This is a genomic window from Thermoanaerobacter brockii subsp. finnii Ako-1 (assembly GCF_000175295.2).
Taxonomy (GTDB): Bacteria; Bacillota; Thermoanaerobacteria; order Thermoanaerobacterales; family Thermoanaerobacteraceae; genus Thermoanaerobacter; species Thermoanaerobacter pseudethanolicus.
Window position 1 is genome coordinate 1830733 of record NC_014964.1, and the last position, 19049, is coordinate 1849781.

20 protein-coding genes and 1 pseudogene are annotated in these 19049 nt (G+C 33.4%); 8 read left to right on the forward strand and 13 right to left on the reverse strand.

All coding sequences use genetic code 11. The features are described 5' to 3' along the window. The 3 genes from THEBR_RS09150 to THEBR_RS09160 all read right to left on the reverse strand — a co-directional run bounded on the left by THEBR_RS09150 (position 1) and on the right by THEBR_RS09160 (position 2888). On the reverse strand, positions 1-678 hold the full coding sequence (locus THEBR_RS09150; protein WP_003866899.1) for a response regulator transcription factor: 678 nt from the start codon (positions 676-678) through the stop codon (positions 1-3). Between the two features lie 54 nt (positions 679-732). Beyond that, a complete protein-coding gene (locus THEBR_RS09155) occupies positions 733-1749 on the reverse strand; it encodes a LacI family DNA-binding transcriptional regulator (protein ID WP_003866900.1) in 1017 nt (338 codons plus the stop codon). Between the two features lie 317 nt (positions 1750-2066). Further along, entirely contained in the window at positions 2067-2888 is an 822-nt protein-coding gene (locus THEBR_RS09160) for a Cof-type HAD-IIB family hydrolase (protein WP_003866902.1), read from the reverse strand. A 221-nt stretch (positions 2889-3109) separates the two neighbouring features. Here THEBR_RS09160 and THEBR_RS09165 point away from each other — a divergent pair, with 221 nt between their 5' ends. Both THEBR_RS09165 and THEBR_RS09170 read left to right on the forward strand, forming a co-directional pair. Next, positions 3110-3784, forward strand: coding sequence for a YetF domain-containing protein (locus THEBR_RS09165; RefSeq protein ID WP_003866903.1), 675 nt, complete (start codon positions 3110-3112; stop codon positions 3782-3784). Between the two features lie 2 nt (positions 3785-3786). Further along, complete coding sequence (locus tag THEBR_RS09170; protein ID WP_003866904.1) at positions 3787-4170, forward strand: DUF4363 family protein; 384 nt, start codon at positions 3787-3789, stop codon at positions 4168-4170. 266 nt (positions 4171-4436) lie between these two features. Here THEBR_RS09170 and THEBR_RS09175 read toward each other — a convergent pair whose 3' ends face one another. The 5 genes and pseudogenes from THEBR_RS09175 to THEBR_RS12140 all read right to left on the reverse strand — a co-directional run. Further along, positions 4437-5687, reverse strand: a complete 1251-nt coding sequence (locus THEBR_RS09175) for an L-lactate MFS transporter (RefSeq protein ID WP_009051760.1) — start codon at positions 5685-5687, stop codon at positions 4437-4439. Then, entirely contained in the window at positions 5680-6207 is a 528-nt protein-coding gene (purE, locus tag THEBR_RS09180; protein ID WP_003866906.1) for a 5-(carboxyamino)imidazole ribonucleotide mutase, read from the reverse strand. Before purE ends, THEBR_RS09175 begins: the two co-directional genes overlap by 8 nt. Then, positions 6204-7364, reverse strand: a complete 1161-nt coding sequence (locus THEBR_RS09185; protein ID WP_003866907.1) for a 5-(carboxyamino)imidazole ribonucleotide synthase — start codon at positions 7362-7364, stop codon at positions 6204-6206. Before THEBR_RS09185 ends, purE begins: the two co-directional genes overlap by 4 nt. A gap of 383 nt (positions 7365-7747) precedes the next feature. Then, entirely contained in the window at positions 7748-8107 is a 360-nt protein-coding gene (locus THEBR_RS09190) for a Na-translocating system protein MpsC family protein (RefSeq protein WP_003866908.1), read from the reverse strand. A 176-nt stretch (positions 8108-8283) separates the two neighbouring features. After that, positions 8284-8448: pseudogene (locus THEBR_RS12140) on the reverse strand (ISLre2 family transposase); the annotation flags it as partial. Between THEBR_RS12140 and THEBR_RS12245 the strand changes: the two are divergent. The 6 genes from THEBR_RS12245 to panD all read left to right on the forward strand — a co-directional run bounded on the left by THEBR_RS12245 (position 8434) and on the right by panD (position 12709). After that, positions 8434-8664, forward strand: a complete 231-nt coding sequence (locus tag THEBR_RS12245) for a tyrosine-type recombinase/integrase (RefSeq protein WP_244261814.1) — start codon at positions 8434-8436, stop codon at positions 8662-8664. The pseudogene THEBR_RS12140 and the gene THEBR_RS12245 sit on opposite strands and share 15 nt — an antisense overlap. A 203-nt stretch (positions 8665-8867) precedes the next feature. Then, positions 8868-9632, forward strand: coding sequence for a tRNA (adenine-N1)-methyltransferase (locus THEBR_RS09200; RefSeq protein WP_003867503.1), 765 nt, complete (start codon positions 8868-8870; stop codon positions 9630-9632). A gap of 201 nt (positions 9633-9833) precedes the next feature. Beyond that, positions 9834-10724, forward strand: a complete 891-nt coding sequence (locus THEBR_RS09205) for a Rossmann-like and DUF2520 domain-containing protein (RefSeq protein WP_009051761.1) — start codon at positions 9834-9836, stop codon at positions 10722-10724. Beyond that, positions 10684-11508, forward strand: a complete 825-nt coding sequence (gene panB, locus THEBR_RS09210; RefSeq protein ID WP_009051762.1) for a 3-methyl-2-oxobutanoate hydroxymethyltransferase — start codon at positions 10684-10686, stop codon at positions 11506-11508. Before THEBR_RS09205 ends, panB begins: the two co-directional genes overlap by 41 nt. Then, complete coding sequence (panC, locus tag THEBR_RS09215; RefSeq protein ID WP_012269599.1) at positions 11505-12356, forward strand: pantoate--beta-alanine ligase; 852 nt, start codon at positions 11505-11507, stop codon at positions 12354-12356. The genes panB and panC overlap by 4 nt, the downstream gene beginning before the upstream one ends. After that, on the forward strand, positions 12356-12709 hold the full coding sequence (gene panD / locus THEBR_RS09220; protein WP_009051764.1) for an aspartate 1-decarboxylase: 354 nt from the start codon (positions 12356-12358) through the stop codon (positions 12707-12709). Before panC ends, panD begins: the two co-directional genes overlap by 1 nt. A gap of 43 nt (positions 12710-12752) precedes the next feature. Here panD and THEBR_RS09225 read toward each other — a convergent pair whose 3' ends face one another. From THEBR_RS09225 to THEBR_RS09245, 5 genes are read right to left on the reverse strand one after another with little or no spacing between them, the layout of a single operon-like run. Further along, a complete protein-coding gene (locus THEBR_RS09225; RefSeq protein WP_009051765.1) occupies positions 12753-14090 on the reverse strand; it encodes an FAD-dependent oxidoreductase in 1338 nt (445 codons plus the stop codon). An 8-nt stretch (positions 14091-14098) separates the two neighbouring features. Next, on the reverse strand, positions 14099-14629 hold the full coding sequence (locus THEBR_RS09230; RefSeq protein ID WP_009051766.1) for a hypothetical protein: 531 nt from the start codon (positions 14627-14629) through the stop codon (positions 14099-14101). A gap of 4 nt (positions 14630-14633) precedes the next feature. Continuing rightward, the gene (locus tag THEBR_RS09235) at positions 14634-16781 is read right to left on the reverse strand and encodes a hydantoinase/oxoprolinase family protein (RefSeq protein ID WP_012269600.1); all 2148 of its coding nucleotides are present in this window, start codon (positions 16779-16781) and stop codon (positions 14634-14636) included. Positions 16782-16805: 24 nt separating this feature from the next. Beyond that, complete coding sequence (locus THEBR_RS09240) at positions 16806-17486, reverse strand: beta/alpha barrel domain-containing protein (protein ID WP_012269601.1); 681 nt, start codon at positions 17484-17486, stop codon at positions 16806-16808. A gap of 25 nt (positions 17487-17511) precedes the next feature. Then, positions 17512-19017 carry a DUF4127 family protein gene (locus THEBR_RS09245; RefSeq protein WP_012269602.1) on the reverse strand — a complete coding sequence of 502 codons (1506 nt, stop codon included), beginning with the start codon at positions 19015-19017 and terminating at the stop codon, positions 17512-17514. Between the last annotated feature and the right edge of the window lie 32 nt (positions 19018-19049).

A 19049-nucleotide genomic window follows, 5' to 3' on the forward strand; every position in this document is an offset into this window, starting at 1 on the left:
TTACTTCATATAGTATCCTGCACCCCATTTGGTGAAAATATATTGAGGATTTGCAGGGTCATCTTCAATTTTCTCCCTAAGTTTTCTCACATGCACTGTAACAGTATTTGTATCACCGTAAAAATCAAATCCCCATATCAAGTCTAACAATTTATCTTTCGTATAGACTTTTCCTGGATTAGAAGCTAACAACACTAAAATTTCAAATTCTTTATTTGTAAGCTCAATTCTCTTCCCTCTCTTGTAAACTGCTCTTTCGGGAATATTTATATAAAGTTCTCCCCTTCTTATTTCATCTTTCCGCTTAGTATAAGGATTTGTAGCTCTTCTTAAAAGTGCTCTTATTCGCGCAGTAAGCTCTCTAGTATTAAAGGGCTTCGCTAAATAATCATCAGCTCCTATTTCTATCCCTACAATCTTGTCAATATCGTCTCCTCTTGCAGTAAGCATAATTATGGGAATATTTGAAAAAGTCCTTATCTCTCTACATACCGAAAAACCGTCTAACTTAGGAAGCATAATATCTAAAATTACAAGGTCATAATTCCCTAAACGAACTTTGTCAAGCCCTTCTTCTCCATCGTAAGCGGCGTCAACTTCAAATCCTTCTTCTTCTAAAGAAAGTTTTAACCCTTTTACAAACATCTCTTCATCATCTATAATTAACAATTTTTCCATATATACCTCCCTCCTGACACCAGTATACCACAACAATTTATAAAAAAAATAGCCTTATCGGCTATTTTTTTCTTCTCCAAAGCCAGTAGATTCTCTTACAATCAACTGATGAGGCAAAATAACATGCATTTCTTCAATAGGTTCTTTTGCTAAAAGTTTTGTTAAAAGTCTCATGCTTACAGCCCCTATGTCATAAGCAGGCTGTTGTATTGTAGTAATCGTCGGTCTAAAAATAGTAGAAATGTAAGTATTGTCAAAACCTACTACATGGATGTTTTCTGGCACTTTAAGATTTGAGTCAAATATGGCGTTTATGGCAGCAGCTGCCATATCATCTGATGCTGCAAATACTGCATCTACCTTGTATTCTAAAAGCTTTAGCATAGCTAAATACGCTTTGCGAGTTTTAAACTCTCCTTCTACTACTAATTCAGGATCATATTTTATGCCGTGTTCTTCGAGAGCTCTCTTGTAACCTTCAATCCTTTGAAGCCCTCCTATAGGGTCATGCATAGGTCCTGAAATCATACCTATTTTTTTGCGTCCTAAAGAAATCAAGTATTTTACTGCGTCGTATGCAGCTTTTTCATTATCAATCATAACACTAGGAAATCTCTTATCTTTGTCCTGAGTACCTGCCAGCACCACTGGTACACCAAATTCGTTAAACGTTTGTATAACACTATCCCTTACTATATCCCCCATAAAGATAATTCCGTCTACTTGCTTTTCTCCTAATATTTCTATATATTTGACTTCCTTTTCCTCTTTTTGGTCAGTATTGCACAAAAATATGTTATAATTATACATCGCAGCAATATCCTCTATTCCTCTAACTACCTCAGGATAGAAAGTACTAGAAATATCAGGGACTATAAGCCCTATAGTATGAGTCTTTTGGATCTTTAAACTACGTGCTAACGCATTAGGCTTATATCCTGTCTTTTTTATAGCCTCTAACACTCTCTGCCTCGTCTCGTCTGTAACAACAGCACTGTTATTTAATACTCTAGAAACCGTAGCAATTGAAACCTTTGCTTCTCTCGCCACATCTTTTATCGTTGCACTCATTGTACATCACTCCCAGGATTAATCGTTTTCGCTTTATGTTATTTTACTTTTTAAAAAGAATTTTGTCAATAGATTTTTTCAATTTTTTTCATTCATTTTCATGAATTTTTTTGACTGACTCATCTTTTAACTCTATTTTTTGTTCTTTTTCGTAAAATAGAGGCAAAAAAGAGAATAACATATATAAAATCCCAACAAATATAATAACCAAACTGATAAATTTTATAATCATACCTTCCATGGTCATCACCTAAAATAAAAAAATATATTACCGCCTGGCGGTAATATATTTTATTCCCTTTTGTTTAAACTAGTTACTATACTGCTACTGTCTTTTTATTTAAGAAAAATTTATCTATTGCATGAGCAACTCCATCTTCATCATTTGATAAAGTTGTATAATCCGCTTTTATCTTTACAATGTCAGGAGCGTTCCCCATAGCTACTCCCAATCCTGCATATTCTATCATTGACAGGTCATTTAGATTGTCTCCAATCGCCACTACCTGCTCTCTTTTTATACTGTACATATTGGCAAGAGTTTTTAAAGCATTGCCCTTGCTTACTCCTTTTGCATTAATCTCTAAATGTCCTCCTCCAGAAGTAGAAATGGTTAATCTTTTTGAAATTTCGTCGTAAATTTCTGCATCAATAGAAATAGGATTTTTCATATCATTTATCGCATAGATTTTAGCCGTCACGCCTCCCGTCCTTTTAAGAAATTCCTCTAAATTCCCCACCGCATTTACAGTAACATTGTTAAAAGAAAGGTACCACTCTACTCTATCAGTTATTTCTTCCACGTATAGCTCATCATCGATATAGAGGTTTATATGATATCCAATTTCTTTTAACAATCTTATCGCAAATATCGCATCTTCTGTCTGTATAGGATTGTAATAGTACACCTTTTTAGTATAAATATCTTTTATTAAAGCACCATTATAAGAAATCACTGGAGCATTAATATTAAGCTCAAGAGCATAAGGTAGTATAGAAGAAAACATACGTCCAGTAGCAATAGTAAAAATGACTCCCCTTGAAATCACCTCTTTTATTGCTTCTTTATTTTTATCAGAGATTTCAGAATTACTATTTAATAAGCTCCCATCAGCATCTGTGACAAAAAGTTTATACATATTCTTCAACCCCTATTTTTTATTTATCCCTCATCTATATTATAACAGTTTGTAAATTTACATACTATATCATAAATTGTTATAAAACGTTACCACTGAAAATTTTACATTATAAAAAGTTTTTTAACAAACTTTATGGTAAAAGATTGGAATAAATGTAAATGAATATTTTCAAAACCCATCAACAATACTATATATGAAGACTTAGAAAGGGTGACATTATGTTAATACTGTTTTTCCGCACCTTAATTTTATACGCTCTTGTGGTAATATTTATGAGAATTTCAGGAAAACAACAAATAGGTCAGCTTCAACCCTACGAACTAGTTATCGCAATCATGATAGCAGACTTAGTAGCAATCCCTATGCAAAACAAAGGAATCCCTCTTTTATCAGGTATTATACCTATCTTAACCCTTTTAGTCTCACAACTTTTTTTATCCTACTTATCAATGAAGAGCTTAAGAGCAAGAGCTATAATTTGCGGTACACCTACTATTTTAATTGAAAAAGGAAAAATTCTAACATCTCAACTTCAAAAAGAACGCTACAATATAAATGACCTTTTGGAAGAATTGAGAGTAAAAGGTTATCCTAATATAGCTGATGTTGAATATGCAATACTTGAAACAAATGGCAGTTTAAGTGTAATACCAAAAAGTTGCAAAAAACCCGTGACTCCCCAAGACTTAAATTTAACTCCTCAATACGAAGGATTGCCACTTCCTATAATAATAGACGGAAGAATTATGCATCAAAACATGCAGAAAGCAGGTATTGACATGGAATGGTTAAATGAACAACTTAAAATGTGGAAAATACAAAATGTCAAAGAAGTACTTTTTGCTTCTTTAGATACTAATAAAGTTCTGACTGTTTACAGAAAGGAAGGTTAAATGTGCGATATGTAGTTCCTTTGATGATATCTATTGTCGCTTTCGTCCTGCTTTTAGATATTGTATCTTTTAAATACCTTGATAAAACCTCTGAAAATTTAAATAAAATGCTGACAGTGGTACAGCAAAACATAGAAAAAGAACATTGGAAAGAAGCAAAGAAAAGCATTGAAAAAGCAGAAAGAGAATGGAAAAAAATAGGTAAGAAGTGGGCAATACTGGTAGAACACAGGGAAATTGATGAAATAGAAATAAACATGGAAAAATTAAAAAGTTATGTAGAGACAAAAAACAAAGATTTAAGCATGGCACAACTTAAAGCTATTAAAATGTTAATAAGACATATACCCCAAAATGAAAAACCGACTCTTGAAAATATCCTTTAATCTGTAATTTTATGCTTGGTATAATTATAGCTTTTTTCACCCCACTTTAATGCCTCTTTCCCGCATTAATATTGACTTTGTCAATTTTGGGTTTGGCATATTTGGACACATTTCGGCACCTTTGGGCATCTTTTGGGCACCAAAATGGCACCAAAAAGATATTTTCTTCCATTTTAAAACCCCATACTCCTACATCATATATAAGGGTATGGGGTATCTATATTTTAAAAAATGTATACTTATACAAAGTTATTTTAGAAAAATTTCTATTTCTGCATGGCTGCTTTTTCCTTTTTCTTTCTATCTTTTAAACTAAAAAACGCAATCAATATACCAATTATTGATAAAATAGACGTTATATAAAAATTAAATACATAGCTTCCAAGAATATCTCTTATAGATCCTGAGATCAAATTCCCCAAGATAGCGCCAACACCATAAGCAGTAAATAGAAAACCATAGTTCTTGCTATAATGCAGTGTCCCAAAGAACTGTGCAGTGGCAGTTGGTACTATTGACAGCCAACCACCCAAACTCAACCACAAACAGCTAAAAGTTATCATGAACAAGACTACTCTGCCTTCTTTTGCAAACAACATACCTAATGAAGAAAAAAGTATTATGACAAAATTAAGCATTGCAGCATTTCTTGGAGTAATTTTATCCGTCAAGAAGCCAAAAAGTGGCCTGCCAATTCCGTTAAATATAGCAAAAATGGAGACCGATATGGCAGCAGCATCTGGCGATAATTTTATTATCTCTTGCCCCACAGGACTTGATATTCCAATTGCCATCAAACCACTCAATGTCCCTATAACAAAACATAACCACAAGCCCCAGAAAGTAGTCGTCTTTAACATTGTCGAAGGATTGTATGATTGGACATCTTTTGTTCTGTTAGATTCTGTTTTGATATACCCTTCATCTTTTGACGGAAACTTAAGAGGTATTGACAATAAAACAATTACAAAAAAGAATACTATCCCTAAAATCCTGAATGTGAAAAGAGGTCCATACAAATCTATAAGTTTTCTTGCAATGGGTGCTGTAATAAGAGGTGACATTCCAAAACCCAAAACGGTCAGTCCCACTACAAACCCTCTTTTGTCTTCAAACCACTTTGTAGAAACTGCAATTGGTGCTCCATAGGCAACTCCTACTCCAGTTCCAGCAATAATTCCATATCCTATTGTTAGCAATAATAAGTTTGAAGAAAAACCAGCTAACATCCATCCAATACCAACCAAAATACCACCTATTATTGATACTAACTTTGGTCCATATTTGTCCAAAAATCTTCCGGCAATTGGCATAAATATTGCGTAAAATACAAGAAAGAACATATAGGGCAAACTACTTTCAGTAGCACTTATTTCAAATAACTCTTCTAAAGGTTTTCTAAAAATGCTCCACGAATAGACAGAGCCGAGGCAGAAGTTCATGGTCAGTCCCAAAGCTATGTAAATCCAGCGCGTTTTACTGCTTGGAAGTCTTTGAAAGTAAGATTCTTTACGCATTTTGCCTCCTCCCAAGATACTCTTCATACCCGATATTTTCTAAGTCTTTAGCCTTTTCTTCTACTTCTTTTCTCATTTTCTCTTTAAATTCAATTATTTTTTCTCTAATCTCAGGATACTTTATGCCAAGGATTTCAGCTGCCAAAATTCCAGCATTTTTGGCATTATTTATTGCTACAGTTGCAACTGGCACTCCTGCTGGCATCTGGACAATTGACAAAAGAGAATCCAAACCATTTAATGAAGATGTTTTTACTGGAACTCCAATAACTGGCAAAGAGGAAATTGCTGCAACCATTCCAGGAAGATGTGCAGCGCCGCCAGCACCGGCAATAATCACATCTATCCCTCTTTGTTCAGCCTCTTTTGCATATTTGAACATCCTCTCAAGGGTTCTGTGAGCAGAGACAATTGTTATCTCATATTCAACACCAAAATCCTCCAGGACTTTTGCTGCTTCTTTCATAACTGGCAAATCTGAATCACTACCCATGATAATCCCAGCCAATGGCTTTTTCATCTTTCCACCTCCGATTTAATTTTCAATCTTTCCTTTACTTTTTTAGCCTTTTCTATTGCACTGTCTAAATTATCATCAACTATTGTAACATGCCCCATTTTTCTGTAAGGACTTGTTAGTCTTTTGCCGTAAAAATGAAATGAAACCCCTTCAATTGAGAGTACTTCCTCTAAGCCTTCTATCAAAGGCACCCCTCTATACCCTTTTTCACCAAGAAGATTTATCATAACTGCTGGAGATAACAATTCGGTTGATCCTAATGCAAAACCACAAATTGCTCTTAAGTGTTGTTCAAATTGGCTGGTTACACAAGCTTCTATTGTATAATGCCCAGAGTTATGTGGTCTTGGCGCAATTTCATTTATCAATATTTTCTTATCTTTTGTTAAAAACATCTCTATACCAAAAATGCCAATACCATCAAGAGCTTCAACTGCCTTAATTGCTATCTCTTTTACATTTTCCTCTATTTCTTTTTCAATCCTAGCAGGTGCAATTAACAAATCAAGAATATTCGCAGATTCGTCAAAAACCATCTCTACAACTGGATAACATTTTATTTCACCTTGTAAATTACGAGCAACCATAACTGCTAATTCCTTTCCCATATCGACAAATTCTTCAATCAAAGAGTCTACCCTCAACATTTTGTCTAAATCATTTTTATCTTTAATAACAACAACACCTCTGCCATCATATCCTCCTTTTGTAGCTTTTTGAATAAATGGAAAACCAAATTTTTCAAAGAAAGATACCTCAAAATTCTCCACCTTTTCAAATCTTGGCACAGGAAGATTAGCACCTTTTAGCACCTGTTTTTGTTTTAGTTTATCTTGAATAATTTCTAAAGAATAAGGTGAGGGGTATATTTTATACCCTTTATCAAATAGTTCTTTCAAAATGGCCGTATTGATATGTTCTATCTCATAAGTGGTGACATCGCTTTTTTCTACAAGCTCTTTCAATTTGTTCTCATTGTAATAATCACCAATAATTTGTTCATCTGCAACCTGTGTTGCTGGACATTCAGGATTTGGATCTAAGATAATAACATAAAAACCCATTTGCTTTGCCTTTTGAGCAAACATTTTTCCTAACTGTCCGCCACCAATTATGCCAATTTTCATTATTGGATAACCAAAAATCCTCTTAGTCATTCTTTCTAAAAACGTCTCTCCTTTCTAATAGATTCGCACAAGGATAATTAGAAGATAACAAATAACTTCCTCATAGACAAAATCCATTATCTCCCAATTTTACTTTCGCAATAATCTTTAAAAAATTTTTCTATAAGTACAAAAAATCTCTTTTTTAAGTACAAAAAATCTCTTTTTTATCAAATGTTTTGATGCCAAATCCTGAGTTTTGTGGAGGTTTACCTCCTATAATTTGGCAAACAATACATATACATCCTTAAATTGTATTTTTAACCTTAGCAACACAACAAAAAAAGCCACTCTTTGCAAAAATAAAAGCTTTGCAAATAGTGGCTTACCTCGCAACTGGCTTTTTAAAGCCCTTTGCTTGGTCTGCCAATTTTTCAAGCCAAGCGCTTTTCTAAATTTTCATTGAGAGTTATCACTATAACTTTCTCACCATTGGTTGTATTTACATCAGAATATATTCCCGCAATATCAACATCAATGACCTCTTTTATAAGACTTGCTAAATCCTCTTTTGCATTTTCAAATAATGTAACTCTCACTTTCTTGATAAGCTCTACACCTTCTTTTGTCTGGGCAAGTTTTTTCTCGCTAGGGCTGAGAAAACCTATTAATCTTACAACTATAATATCTTCTGTTATTATAGTCTTTATCTGTTTAGGGCCCCTACCCATATACTCCATTTCAAACTTGCTAACAGCTTCGCTGATCTTTGCCTCAATTTGTCCTTTTGTCATACCCTGTCTTCACTACCATCATTTAATCTAGTTATCAGTATAGCAAAATGAAATTTTGATGTCAAGATTTATTCAAAAAGGGATAGTGTCAAGATACTGTAGGATAATTTTTAGCGACAACCCCTGAAATATCTTAAATCAATGGTTTCCTGTTATGCTTGTTTTTCTTAATTTTTTTATATTATATTTTCATATTTTATTGCCCTCAAAATTCTATATATCGGTGTCACTTTTCCTATGCTCAACACTGTGATATTGTTTATTTTTTCATTCACAGATGGTTTTATCCTTTTTACTACCTCTTTTACACTCGAAAGGGCACTTATATTCATCCCAGAGCCTTCAATAGTAAATACTACAAATTGCGTGAAAAAGCCGGTTTAGAAAAAGATAAGAATCTTCATGCATTAAGATATACTTTTGCTGCACGATTATTAGAAGCGGGAGTACAGTTAAAAGTTGTACAAAAACTTTTCGGACATACTCAAATATCTACTACAGCAGATATATATTCTCATGTGTTGCTAGAGGTAAAAAGAGATTCTGTTAAAAATTAGAAAAGTATTTCGAAAATTAAAATGAGGCTAAATAAATATTTTGGGCACCAAATAACTTTAATTTGTTATGCAAACCATAAAGCCTTATATTTAAGCGATGTTTCAGAGCAAATTTAAAACTTACTCATAAATTCTGTAACTTTATGAAACAATGTGTTATAATATAAGCATAAAAACCCTTTTAAAAGAAAGGGGGAACAATTGTGGAATCACGAATAACTACAAAACGCGTAATAATAGGGCCAGATAATTTTAAAAAAGTAATCGATCTATCCTCTCCCTCTAAAATAGGACTGCCAAAAGGCCAAATTGATACAGATTTTTTGTCCCAAATAAAACCCGGCAATAGTTTTGAAGTACAAGGGATAAAATATCACGTGCTTAACTGCGATACTTTTGACTACATAATGCACTCCTTAAAGCGCCAAACACAAATTGTCTATCCTAAAGAAGCTTGTTATATAGCAATGCGCCTTGACATTTTTCCAGGCAAAAGAGTAGGTGAAGCAGGAACAGGCTCTGGAGCTTTCACTGTATACCTCTCTCGCGCTGTGGGACCTTATGGAAGAGTATATACATATGAACAAAGAGAAGAATTTTATAAGCTTGCACAAAATAATCTCAGCGAATTTTCGGAATTTGACAATGTCATAATGTACAATAAATCTATAAATGATGGAATCAAAGAAAGAGATTTGGACGCATTTTTCTTAGATGTTAGAAAACCGTGGGAAGTTTTAGAAGAAGTAAGAAAAGCGCTAAAACCTGCAGGACACTTAGGAATATTAGTCCCTACCACAAATCAAGTATCTGAAAGTTTGGCTGCACTTGAGGAAAATGGATTTTATATTTCAGAAGTAAGTGAAATCCTACTTAGAAAATACAAGTTAAATCCTCAAAGATTAAGGCCAGAAGACCTGATGGTAGGTCACACAGGTTATCTCATTTTTGCAAGGAAGCTAGAATAGTAATTGTCTTTATTGACTCTATAAAAACATTGTGCTATTTTAAAAGTGGTGGTATCTTCATAGAACCACACACTTCATAAAAATTCAATAGGGCTCATTTCGGCCCCGCCAGGATCACAAGACCGGGACGGGAGATAAAAAATTACCTTCCCATCGGTGGAAGGTTTTTGTTTGTCTCCCATGTAAAAGGAGGGATAAAAGTTGAAAATTGGATTTGTCGGGGCTGGTGTTGTAGGAACAAGCCTCGCTTTTTTGTTATCGCAAAAGGGTATTAATATATCAGGTTTTTTAAGTAGAAATTTAGAATCAGCTAAAAGATCAGCAAAATTTACACAATCTAAAGCCTTTTATAATTATGAAGAGATTATTACAAATTCTGATGTAATCATAATAAGTACAAATGACAGTAGCATACCAGAAGTAGTAAATAATTTAAGTCAGTACAAGGAAATACTTAAAGAAAAAATTTTTGCTCATTTAAGTGGAGCTTTAAATTTAGAAGTTTTAAACCCTGTTAAAGATGAAAATAATTTTATCATGGTAATGCATCCTATACAAACGTGCCCCTCTGTATCAGCAGCTTTAGAACTTCTCCCAAAATCCTATTTCACTTTAGAAGGGGATAAAAAAGCAGTTGAAATTGGAAAAGAAATTGTAAATAAAATATCAGGTAAATACATAGTTTTAAACAATATAGTAAGACCCCTTTATCATGCTGCTTGTGTTGTAGCCTCAAATTACCTTGTAGCTCTTTCAAAATTTAGTTTGCTTCTTTTAAAAGAATCAGGTTTTCCTTTTGAAAATTATCCTGATGCATTAATCCCTTTAATGGAAGGAACTTTAAAAAATATAAAAGAAAATGGAATAGCTAAAGCCTTGACAGGCCCTATAGCAAGAGGAGATATAAATACTGTAAAACTTCATCTTGAAAATATAAAAGATCCAAGTCTTGAAGAGCTTTATAAAAGTTTGGGTAAATTAACTCTTGAGATTGCTTATGAAAAAGGAAGTTTTAACGATGAAAAATATTTTGAATTGGAGGGTATATTAAATGGAGGAAAAAGTATCAACTCTCACACTAAGGAAATTTAAGAAAGAAGGAAGAAAGATAACAGCTTTAACTGCTTATGACTTCCCCACAGCTAAAATCCTTGACAATTGCGGAATTGACATGATTTTAGTAGGAGATTCTCTCGGGATGGTGGTTTTAGGATACGAAAGCACAATACCTGTCACAATGGAAGACATGATACATCACACAAAAGCCGTTTCAAGGGCAGTCAATCGTGCATTTATAGTTGCTGACATGCCTTTTATGTCATATCACATATCAAAAGAACAGGCTATGACAAATGCTGCAAGGCTTATTGCAGAAGGCGGAGCCCACGCCGTAAAATTAGAAGGAGGAGAAGAAATAGCTTCAATAGTCAAAGCCATAGTAGACGCAGGAATACCAGTGGTAGGTCATCTCGGTCTCACTCCTCAATCAGTCCATCAACTGGGAGGGTATAAAGTCCAAGGCAAAGAAAAGGAACAAGCAAAAAAGATTTTTAACGATGCCAAAGTATTAGAACAAGCAGGTATATGTGCCCTTGTGCTTGAAAGCATTCCAATGGAGCTTGCAAAAAACATTACAGAAAATATTTCAGTTCCAACTATTGGAATAGGTGCCGGTCCTTACTGCGATGGTCAAATCCTTGTCACCCACGACATGCTGGGAATAACTCAAGGTCATAGGCCTAAATTTGTAAAACAATACGCAGATATTGAAAAAATAATGATTGATGGCATAAATGCTTACATTAAAGAAGTACAACAAGTCTTATTCCCAGATGAAGAACATTCTTTTACTTTAGAAAAGAGGGAGAATAAATGATAGTAACAGATAAAATTAGTAATGTAAGAAATATAATTAAAGAACAAAAATTGTCAGGTAAAAAAATTGGACTTGTACCTACAATGGGATATTTGCACGAAGGCCATTTGTCCCTCGTAAGAATTGCAAAAAAGCATTCAGATTTTGTAGCTGTAAGCATATTTGTAAATCCAATTCAATTCGGACCTAATGAAGACTTTGATAGATATCCTCGAGACTTGGAAAGGGATTTAAAACTTCTTGAAAAAGAAGGCTGTGACCTTGTTTTTGCTCCTTCTGTAGAGGAAATGTATCCTTCTGAACTTCTCACAACGGTAAATGTAGATAAAATCACTGAAAAACTTTGTGGAGCTTTCAGGCCCGGTCATTTTAAAGGCGTCACAACAGTTGTGGCAAAATTATTTAACATTTTCACACCAGACATAGCAGTTTTTGGACAAAAAGATGCACAACAAGTTGCAGTGATAAAGAAAATGGTGGAAGACTTAAATTTTCCTGTAGAAATAATTAAAGCCCCTATTGTAAGGGAAAGTGACGGTTTAGCAATGAGTTCAAGAAATGTATATCTAAATCCTGAAGAAAGAAAAGCAGCCCTAATACTTTCAAAATCTCTAAAAGAAGCTGAAAAATTACTTCTAAATGGCGAAAGAAATGCTAATACTATAATAAAAAAAGTAAATGAAGTCTTAAACTCAGAGCCTTTGTGCAAAGTGCAATATGTCTCCTGCGTTCATCCTGATACATTAGAAGACTTAACTTATATAAAAGATAAAGCACTTATTGCAATAGCTTGCTTTATTGGGACAACAAGGCTTATAGATAATCTATTGTGGGGGGAAAATATATAATGCAAAGGTTTATGATGAAATCTAAAATACACAGAGCAATTGTAACAGATGCCAACTTAAATTACCAGGGTTCTATAACAATTGATAAAAATTTAATGGAACTTGCTGATATACTGCCAAATGAAAAAGTACAAGTTTTAAATATCAACAACGGTGCACGATTTGACACTTACGCAATAGAAGGCGAAAGAGGCTCAGGTACAATATGCATAAACGGTGCAGCAGCAAGACTATGTCAGGTAGGCGATATAATCATCATAATATCTTATGCAATAATGGATGATGAGGAAGCCAAAAATTATAAGCCTAAAGTAATATTTGTAGATGAAAACAATAAACCTGTAAATATGTAAAAATTTAATGGTACAAGGTACATATTTAAAGTACCTGGTACCATTAAATATAAGCCCCTTGCTTTAATAAAATGTTTCTCAACATTTCTACATCAACATTTGAAACTTTTATATCTTCTTTTGCTGCTATACTTGCGGCTGTCCCTGCTGCTTGCCCAGTTGCCATAGCAATTGGGGAAACTCTTATTGCTGCATTTGCTTCATGTGTTGATGATATGCATCTGCCTGACACAAGTAAATTATCTACTTTTTTACTATACAAACTTCTATATGGTATATCATAATCACTTCCCTCTTTAAGTTTCAGGTAAACAACGTCCTCACCCTCCGGAGAATGTATATCAACAGGATAACCTCCTTTTGCAATGCAGTCATCAAAACGCTTGTTTGAAACAAGGTCTTCAGCTGTTAATATATATTCACCAACTATTTTTCTAGTTTCTCTCACTCCTATTTGCGGACCTGTTGAAATCAATATGCAATTTTCAAAACCAGGTATTCTTTTTTTCATAAAGTTAAACAACTCAATGGCTTGGCTTCTGCCGATTATTTCACCTTTAGTTAAATCTTCTATATCTGTACCATTTAGCCTTTGTACCCTTGTCATGTTTACTATAACTTCACCCGGTGTATTTGTTTCAAAAAATAATACCATGTCTCTTTCAAAATTTATTTCTCCTTTTTTTCTTGCCTCTTTTAATATAGAATAAAAGCCGTTTACCGATAGTCTTTTTGCTTTTATGATTTTTTCTTTATCTACCATTCTAAATTCAGTTGGATTATTTAGCATATATTCTTTTATTTTTTTTATATCTACATTGCCTATTCTCACATTCATTGTCATCGGTTGTGTCAAGTTATCCTGAGGTCTTCCTAATAAATAATTAACGCCACACCTTATAGCAAGGTCTGCATCTCCTGTTGAATCTATATAAATTTTGCTTTTTATAGTCATTTCCCCTGATTTGTTCACAATTTTAATTGATTTTATCTTGCTTCCATCCATCTCAACGCCCGATAAATAGCTGTGAAATAGTATTTCTACACCACTATCTATAAGCATCTTTTGCAAAGTATATTTCATAAGTTCTACATCAAAAGGTGTTACAGTGCTTACAAACCCAGTTGTGTCAATCACATGGCCGGGGCTTCCACCAACTTTCACAAGATTATCTACTATCTCTTGTGGTATTCCTTTTACAACCTGTCTATCGCCCGCATGAAACGTCATCATAGGACCAACACCCATATTTGTAAGCGTACCACCAGGAAATCCATATCGTTCAATTAGAAGAGTTTGAGCTCCATTTCTTGCAGATGCTATTGCTGCAACTGTACCTGATACGCCACCACCAACAACAACTACGTCATATAGTTTCATTCTATCACCTACCATATATCATAAAATTCTTTTACAAATGCATGTGCAGCTATTTCACTCAAGGCTCTCAATTTTCTTTTTAGAACAAATGGCCCGATTTTTATCTGTATTTTTTTTATTTCACTTGTTAATCCAATATATTTGGTCTCTAAATGGTGAAAATATTCATGGGTCAGAAATAAATCTACAACTTTTTCGTAATCTCTCCAAAAAATATAGTTATCCGGTATAGAAGGAACAAATATGTTTTGTATATTTTTTTTATAAAGGGTAATCTTTTTTTCTCCACTGTTATAATCACTAAAAATAGCATAATCAGGATTATAACTTTTTTCATCAGTTTCTACAAGTATATTTTCTTGAAATATTAATTGCCTTATATTTTTGTCTTTTATTTTTTTTGCCTCTTTGATTCCTCTATCCCATGCCATCTCTAGTATATCATTAAGATTAAGTTCAGATATCCTATTGTAATAAATATCAAATTTTAACTCCTGGCTAATTAATTGTTGTTTATCAAGAAATACAGATGGTATCATTTCATCACCTTTTACTTAATAATATGAGTATCCGGTCATTATCAGATAAACCGCCTATTTCTACCTTCGCCAGTGAAATTATTTGTTCTTTGTCAATAAGTCCTGATAAGTCTACTATTCTATTTGGTAGTATGATAAAGCAGTCAGGAATTTCAGCTCCACCATCACCGTAAAATATGTTTTGTTCTAATGCTTTGTTTAAATAATTTTCAAAGTTTGTTATATTTGTTCTATATACTTTACCGTTATTTTTGTTAAGTCTTATAACTCCTTCTTTGTCTATTACCATTACGCTTTCTATTTTTTGTGATAACAATCCAAAAAATTTCTTCTTGTTTTCTATGCCTTTTACGATATACATTGAACCTGTTTCATCGATTATTTGAACGTTTTTTGCTGACTCGAGCTTCATTGATTGAGCTGCTATTTTCTTTATTTCTTCTCGTCCTAAATTCCTGTTTAATATGTCCTTCGAACGCAACTCTGTAGCTCCTGTCGCAATTGCCCTCACTATATTTTTCTGTGAGTCTATTTCTACATATATTTCTACTGTTTCCTCTAATGCTCCCGATTTTATCACTGCTTCTTTTGCTTCGTTTCTTATTGACAATATGTCTTTTTCAGTAGGATTTTGTATGGTACGCTCTACTATTTCTCTTACCATTGCAAGTGCTACACCTATTGTAGAGATCACCTGGGCGTTTTTGGCTATTCTATGGTCCATACCCATCATTTTTGCAACATAGGGAACTATTGATGCACTTCCTCCTCCCCCACCTACAAGTACTGTAGTAGATTTGTCAAGTTTGTAATCAGTAAGAAGTTGTTCAACAACTTTTATTACTTTCATGCTCGCAATGTCCATAATTTTCTTTGCTACTTCTTCAACTGTTTTATTAAGTTTTTTCGCAATTGGTTCTAAGGCCCTTCTTGCAGCTTCTACATTACCATAGGCATAATCTTCTGGTCTTACATATCCTAATACGTTTGCTGCACAGGATACAGTTACTGCAAATACTTTTCCATTCTTGCTTTTGATTGCAACATAATTATCAGGATCGTTCTTTTTTGGTTTTATATATACTATTTCAGGTTCTATTATTTCTTCTGGATCGCTGTAGACTGCATAAGGTAAATTTGCAATATGAGCACTTCTGGGTCCAACGTCTTCTATATCTTTGTCACCAAGCCTTATCATACTTCCCCCTGCTATTCCTACCGTTCTTACGTCAAGAGAATTAAGATATGTTTTATGCCCTCCAATTTCCGCATAGTTTACCATTACTTTGCCTGTTTTTATTGCAGAGATATCTGTACTTGTTCCTCCAACTTCAAGGAATATGCCATCAGATATTTTTTCATACATAAGGGCACCCGCTACACCTGCAGCAGGTCCTGAAAGCAAGGTAAGTATTGGTCTTTTTCTCACTTCTGCTATACTCATTACTCCTCCGTCACCTCTCATTATCATAAGAGGTGCCTTTATGCCGGATTTCTTTACGCTTTCTTCTGTCATGTTTGCTGTTTCTATCATTTTGGGAAGTATGCATGCGTTTATTGCTGCGGTCCTTGTCCTTATTTTTAATCCGTATAGCTTTGTTATTTCGTGCGTTGCTGTCACCGGAAGTCCTTTTTGTTCTACAATCTCTATTATTCTATTCTCTGTTGTTGGATCGTCCACTGAAAAGGCTTGAGCAGCAACAACTGCTCCTATCTCTTGCGTCTTTAACTCTTCGATTTTCATTTCTACGTTTTTTTCAAATTCGTCGTCTAATTCAACATATTTATTTACAATCTTTAATATTTTACCTGGTGCAAGTTCTATATCTTGTATATTTGTATCGCTTTTTACTTTAATACCTTCAATCCCCCTCCCTGCAGCTATAATGCCAACAGGAACAACATCACCTTCTAATAATGCATTTGTTGCCTGTGTTGTACCATGAGCTATAAACAAGACATCTCCTGGCTTAATGTTGTACTCATCCATAAGTTTTTTAAGTACATCAATAATGCCTTTCGCGACTCCCTCTTTTGCAGTATGAGTTGTGGGAAGCTTTACTGTCCCTATTAATTCATAAGTGTCATTATCTATGGCAACCGCATCTGTGAATGTTCCTCCAACATCTATACCGATTCTTACTTTCAACATTATCTCCTCCTTATGGAAATTATACTAAAGCCTGTTAATAGCTTTTCTGTATTCACTTGTAGCTTTTTCTACTTGTTCTGGGTTGTTGCCTGTAACAACAGCACCAATCATAAAACCTTTAGCACCAATATTATAAAGATCTTCTACTTCTTCAGGTAGAATAATCCTTTGAGTAGGTACAACTACCGGTTTATTGACACATTCAACTATTTCTCTATACCTCATTAAATCTGCTAAATGAATAGTATCGCTTTTATCTTCCGGTAACATATCCGCTTCAATTATATCAACATTTAAATAGTTCAATGTCTTTATTTCATCAATAGTATAATCTCTCGTTATCGCAGACATTATTGTAAGCCCCGATTTATAAATATATAAGGGCATATGATGAACGAACATTGATATAAAGTCAAAACCAATATCTTTTAATATTTTAATTTCTTCTTTTTCAATACAAGATTCATCTCCCCCTGGCACAATGCCTACAGGTATGTTGACTTTTCTTACAATTTCCTCTAGAATATCTACTTGTTCTATTAGTCTTGGAAACCTATTGCCACTTGCTCTATGAAAAACATTTGTATGGACCTTAATTGCATCGGCACCACCATTGACTGCCGCCAAAGCAAGTTCTAAAGTATTTTGAGGGAGACTAACAATAAGTGTCATTTTATTGCTTTTTAACCTTTCAATCAATCTCATAATAATATCACCCCTCTAGAAAAATTTATATTTGAACTTTAACATCCACTTTTATTTCAAATGTCCTATTCCATGGAAAAGAGCATTCAATGTGATAATCTTTTATTTGCAAATTTTCTAAAATCTTAATAGGTTTATTTAATATTGATTTCTTAATAATCTCATCATGTTTTTTCATAAGTTCACATAATATTATATTATAATTGTATTTAAACTCTCTAAATAAATGGATATTTTCTCCTTCCTTTTGTAAAATTTTATTTATTTTTGGGCGAACTATGCTTTGGTATAAAAAGTCATCATAAAACCTTTCTATAAGAAATTCAAGAAATAATTTACTGTCCTTATTCTCTTCATATAACAAAGCATAAAATAAGAGTCCTGTCCCAATACTATTTGAAGCCGTATTCCAGGCTGTATATCCATATATTTCATGTAATAAGTTGTTTTTCGAAAGAAAATAAATAAGTTCTTTCCAGCCTCCATTGGCATGACATAAATCAAATATTATAATTTTGTGATTTTTTATATAGGCATCTAGTTCTTCATCATTTATATAAACATCTTCAGCTTTAACACCTTCAAGGTATTTATAATGGTCATCATCAATCCAAATAATGTCATCAAATATTTTAGGCGTTATTATATATAAAATTATCTGATCATTTACTTCATTTATATCAAAACCAGCGGCTTTGATATGCAAATCTAAAGTTTCGTAAATTGGTATGTTTTCGTATTGTGCTACTACATATCTTAGACGATCATTATCATACACTAACCTTCCAATTTTCATTCTTGAAATATCATTCAATACCCTTACAAATAAAATCTGACCAAACTCGTCAGCACCTGGCATCATCATTATCTTTTCTTCAAGACCTAATTCTCTTATTTTTGTAAGCAGTCTTTCCTGCTCTAAAAGATGAATTCCTATTTTATCACAATCTTCTTGACCTAAAACCAAAAAATCTATTATTCCCTCATTTACCAAATCGATTGAGATATTATTAACTTCATGATTGCGTCTTCTGGCTTTTAAATAACCATCAAGAATAGACTTAGGAATTATCTTTTCAAGCTCTTTTATTCTACTAAAATTTTCGTGTTCATTATAAGCTAGGGAAGAATATTCATTAATCAGTTTCCAATATTCATATGTTTTTTCGTCTTTCACACTTATAGATGTTCTCATAATTATATTAAAGGCATATACCTTGCAATTACTATTATTCTTTTTAAACTCTCTAATAGATTCTGCAAACCCATACGGAACAACATTTAAATTCATTTCTCTACTTGCAATTAAACCACCATAGGCTAACATATCTATAGATAAAATAAGATAATCTACATTACGGAGATTCATCAACCACTTTCTTATATATTCTACATCCCCATGAGTAGTAAATTTACCCAGCTTTTCTTCAGTCGGTGTAATAATATCTATTCCCTTGATTTTAGCTGCTTTTAATATAAAATCATAATTGCAGGGTCTGTTGTCAAGCGGAATATACGCTATCTTTAGCACTGTATCTGCCCTCCTCAAAAAATTTATAGTTA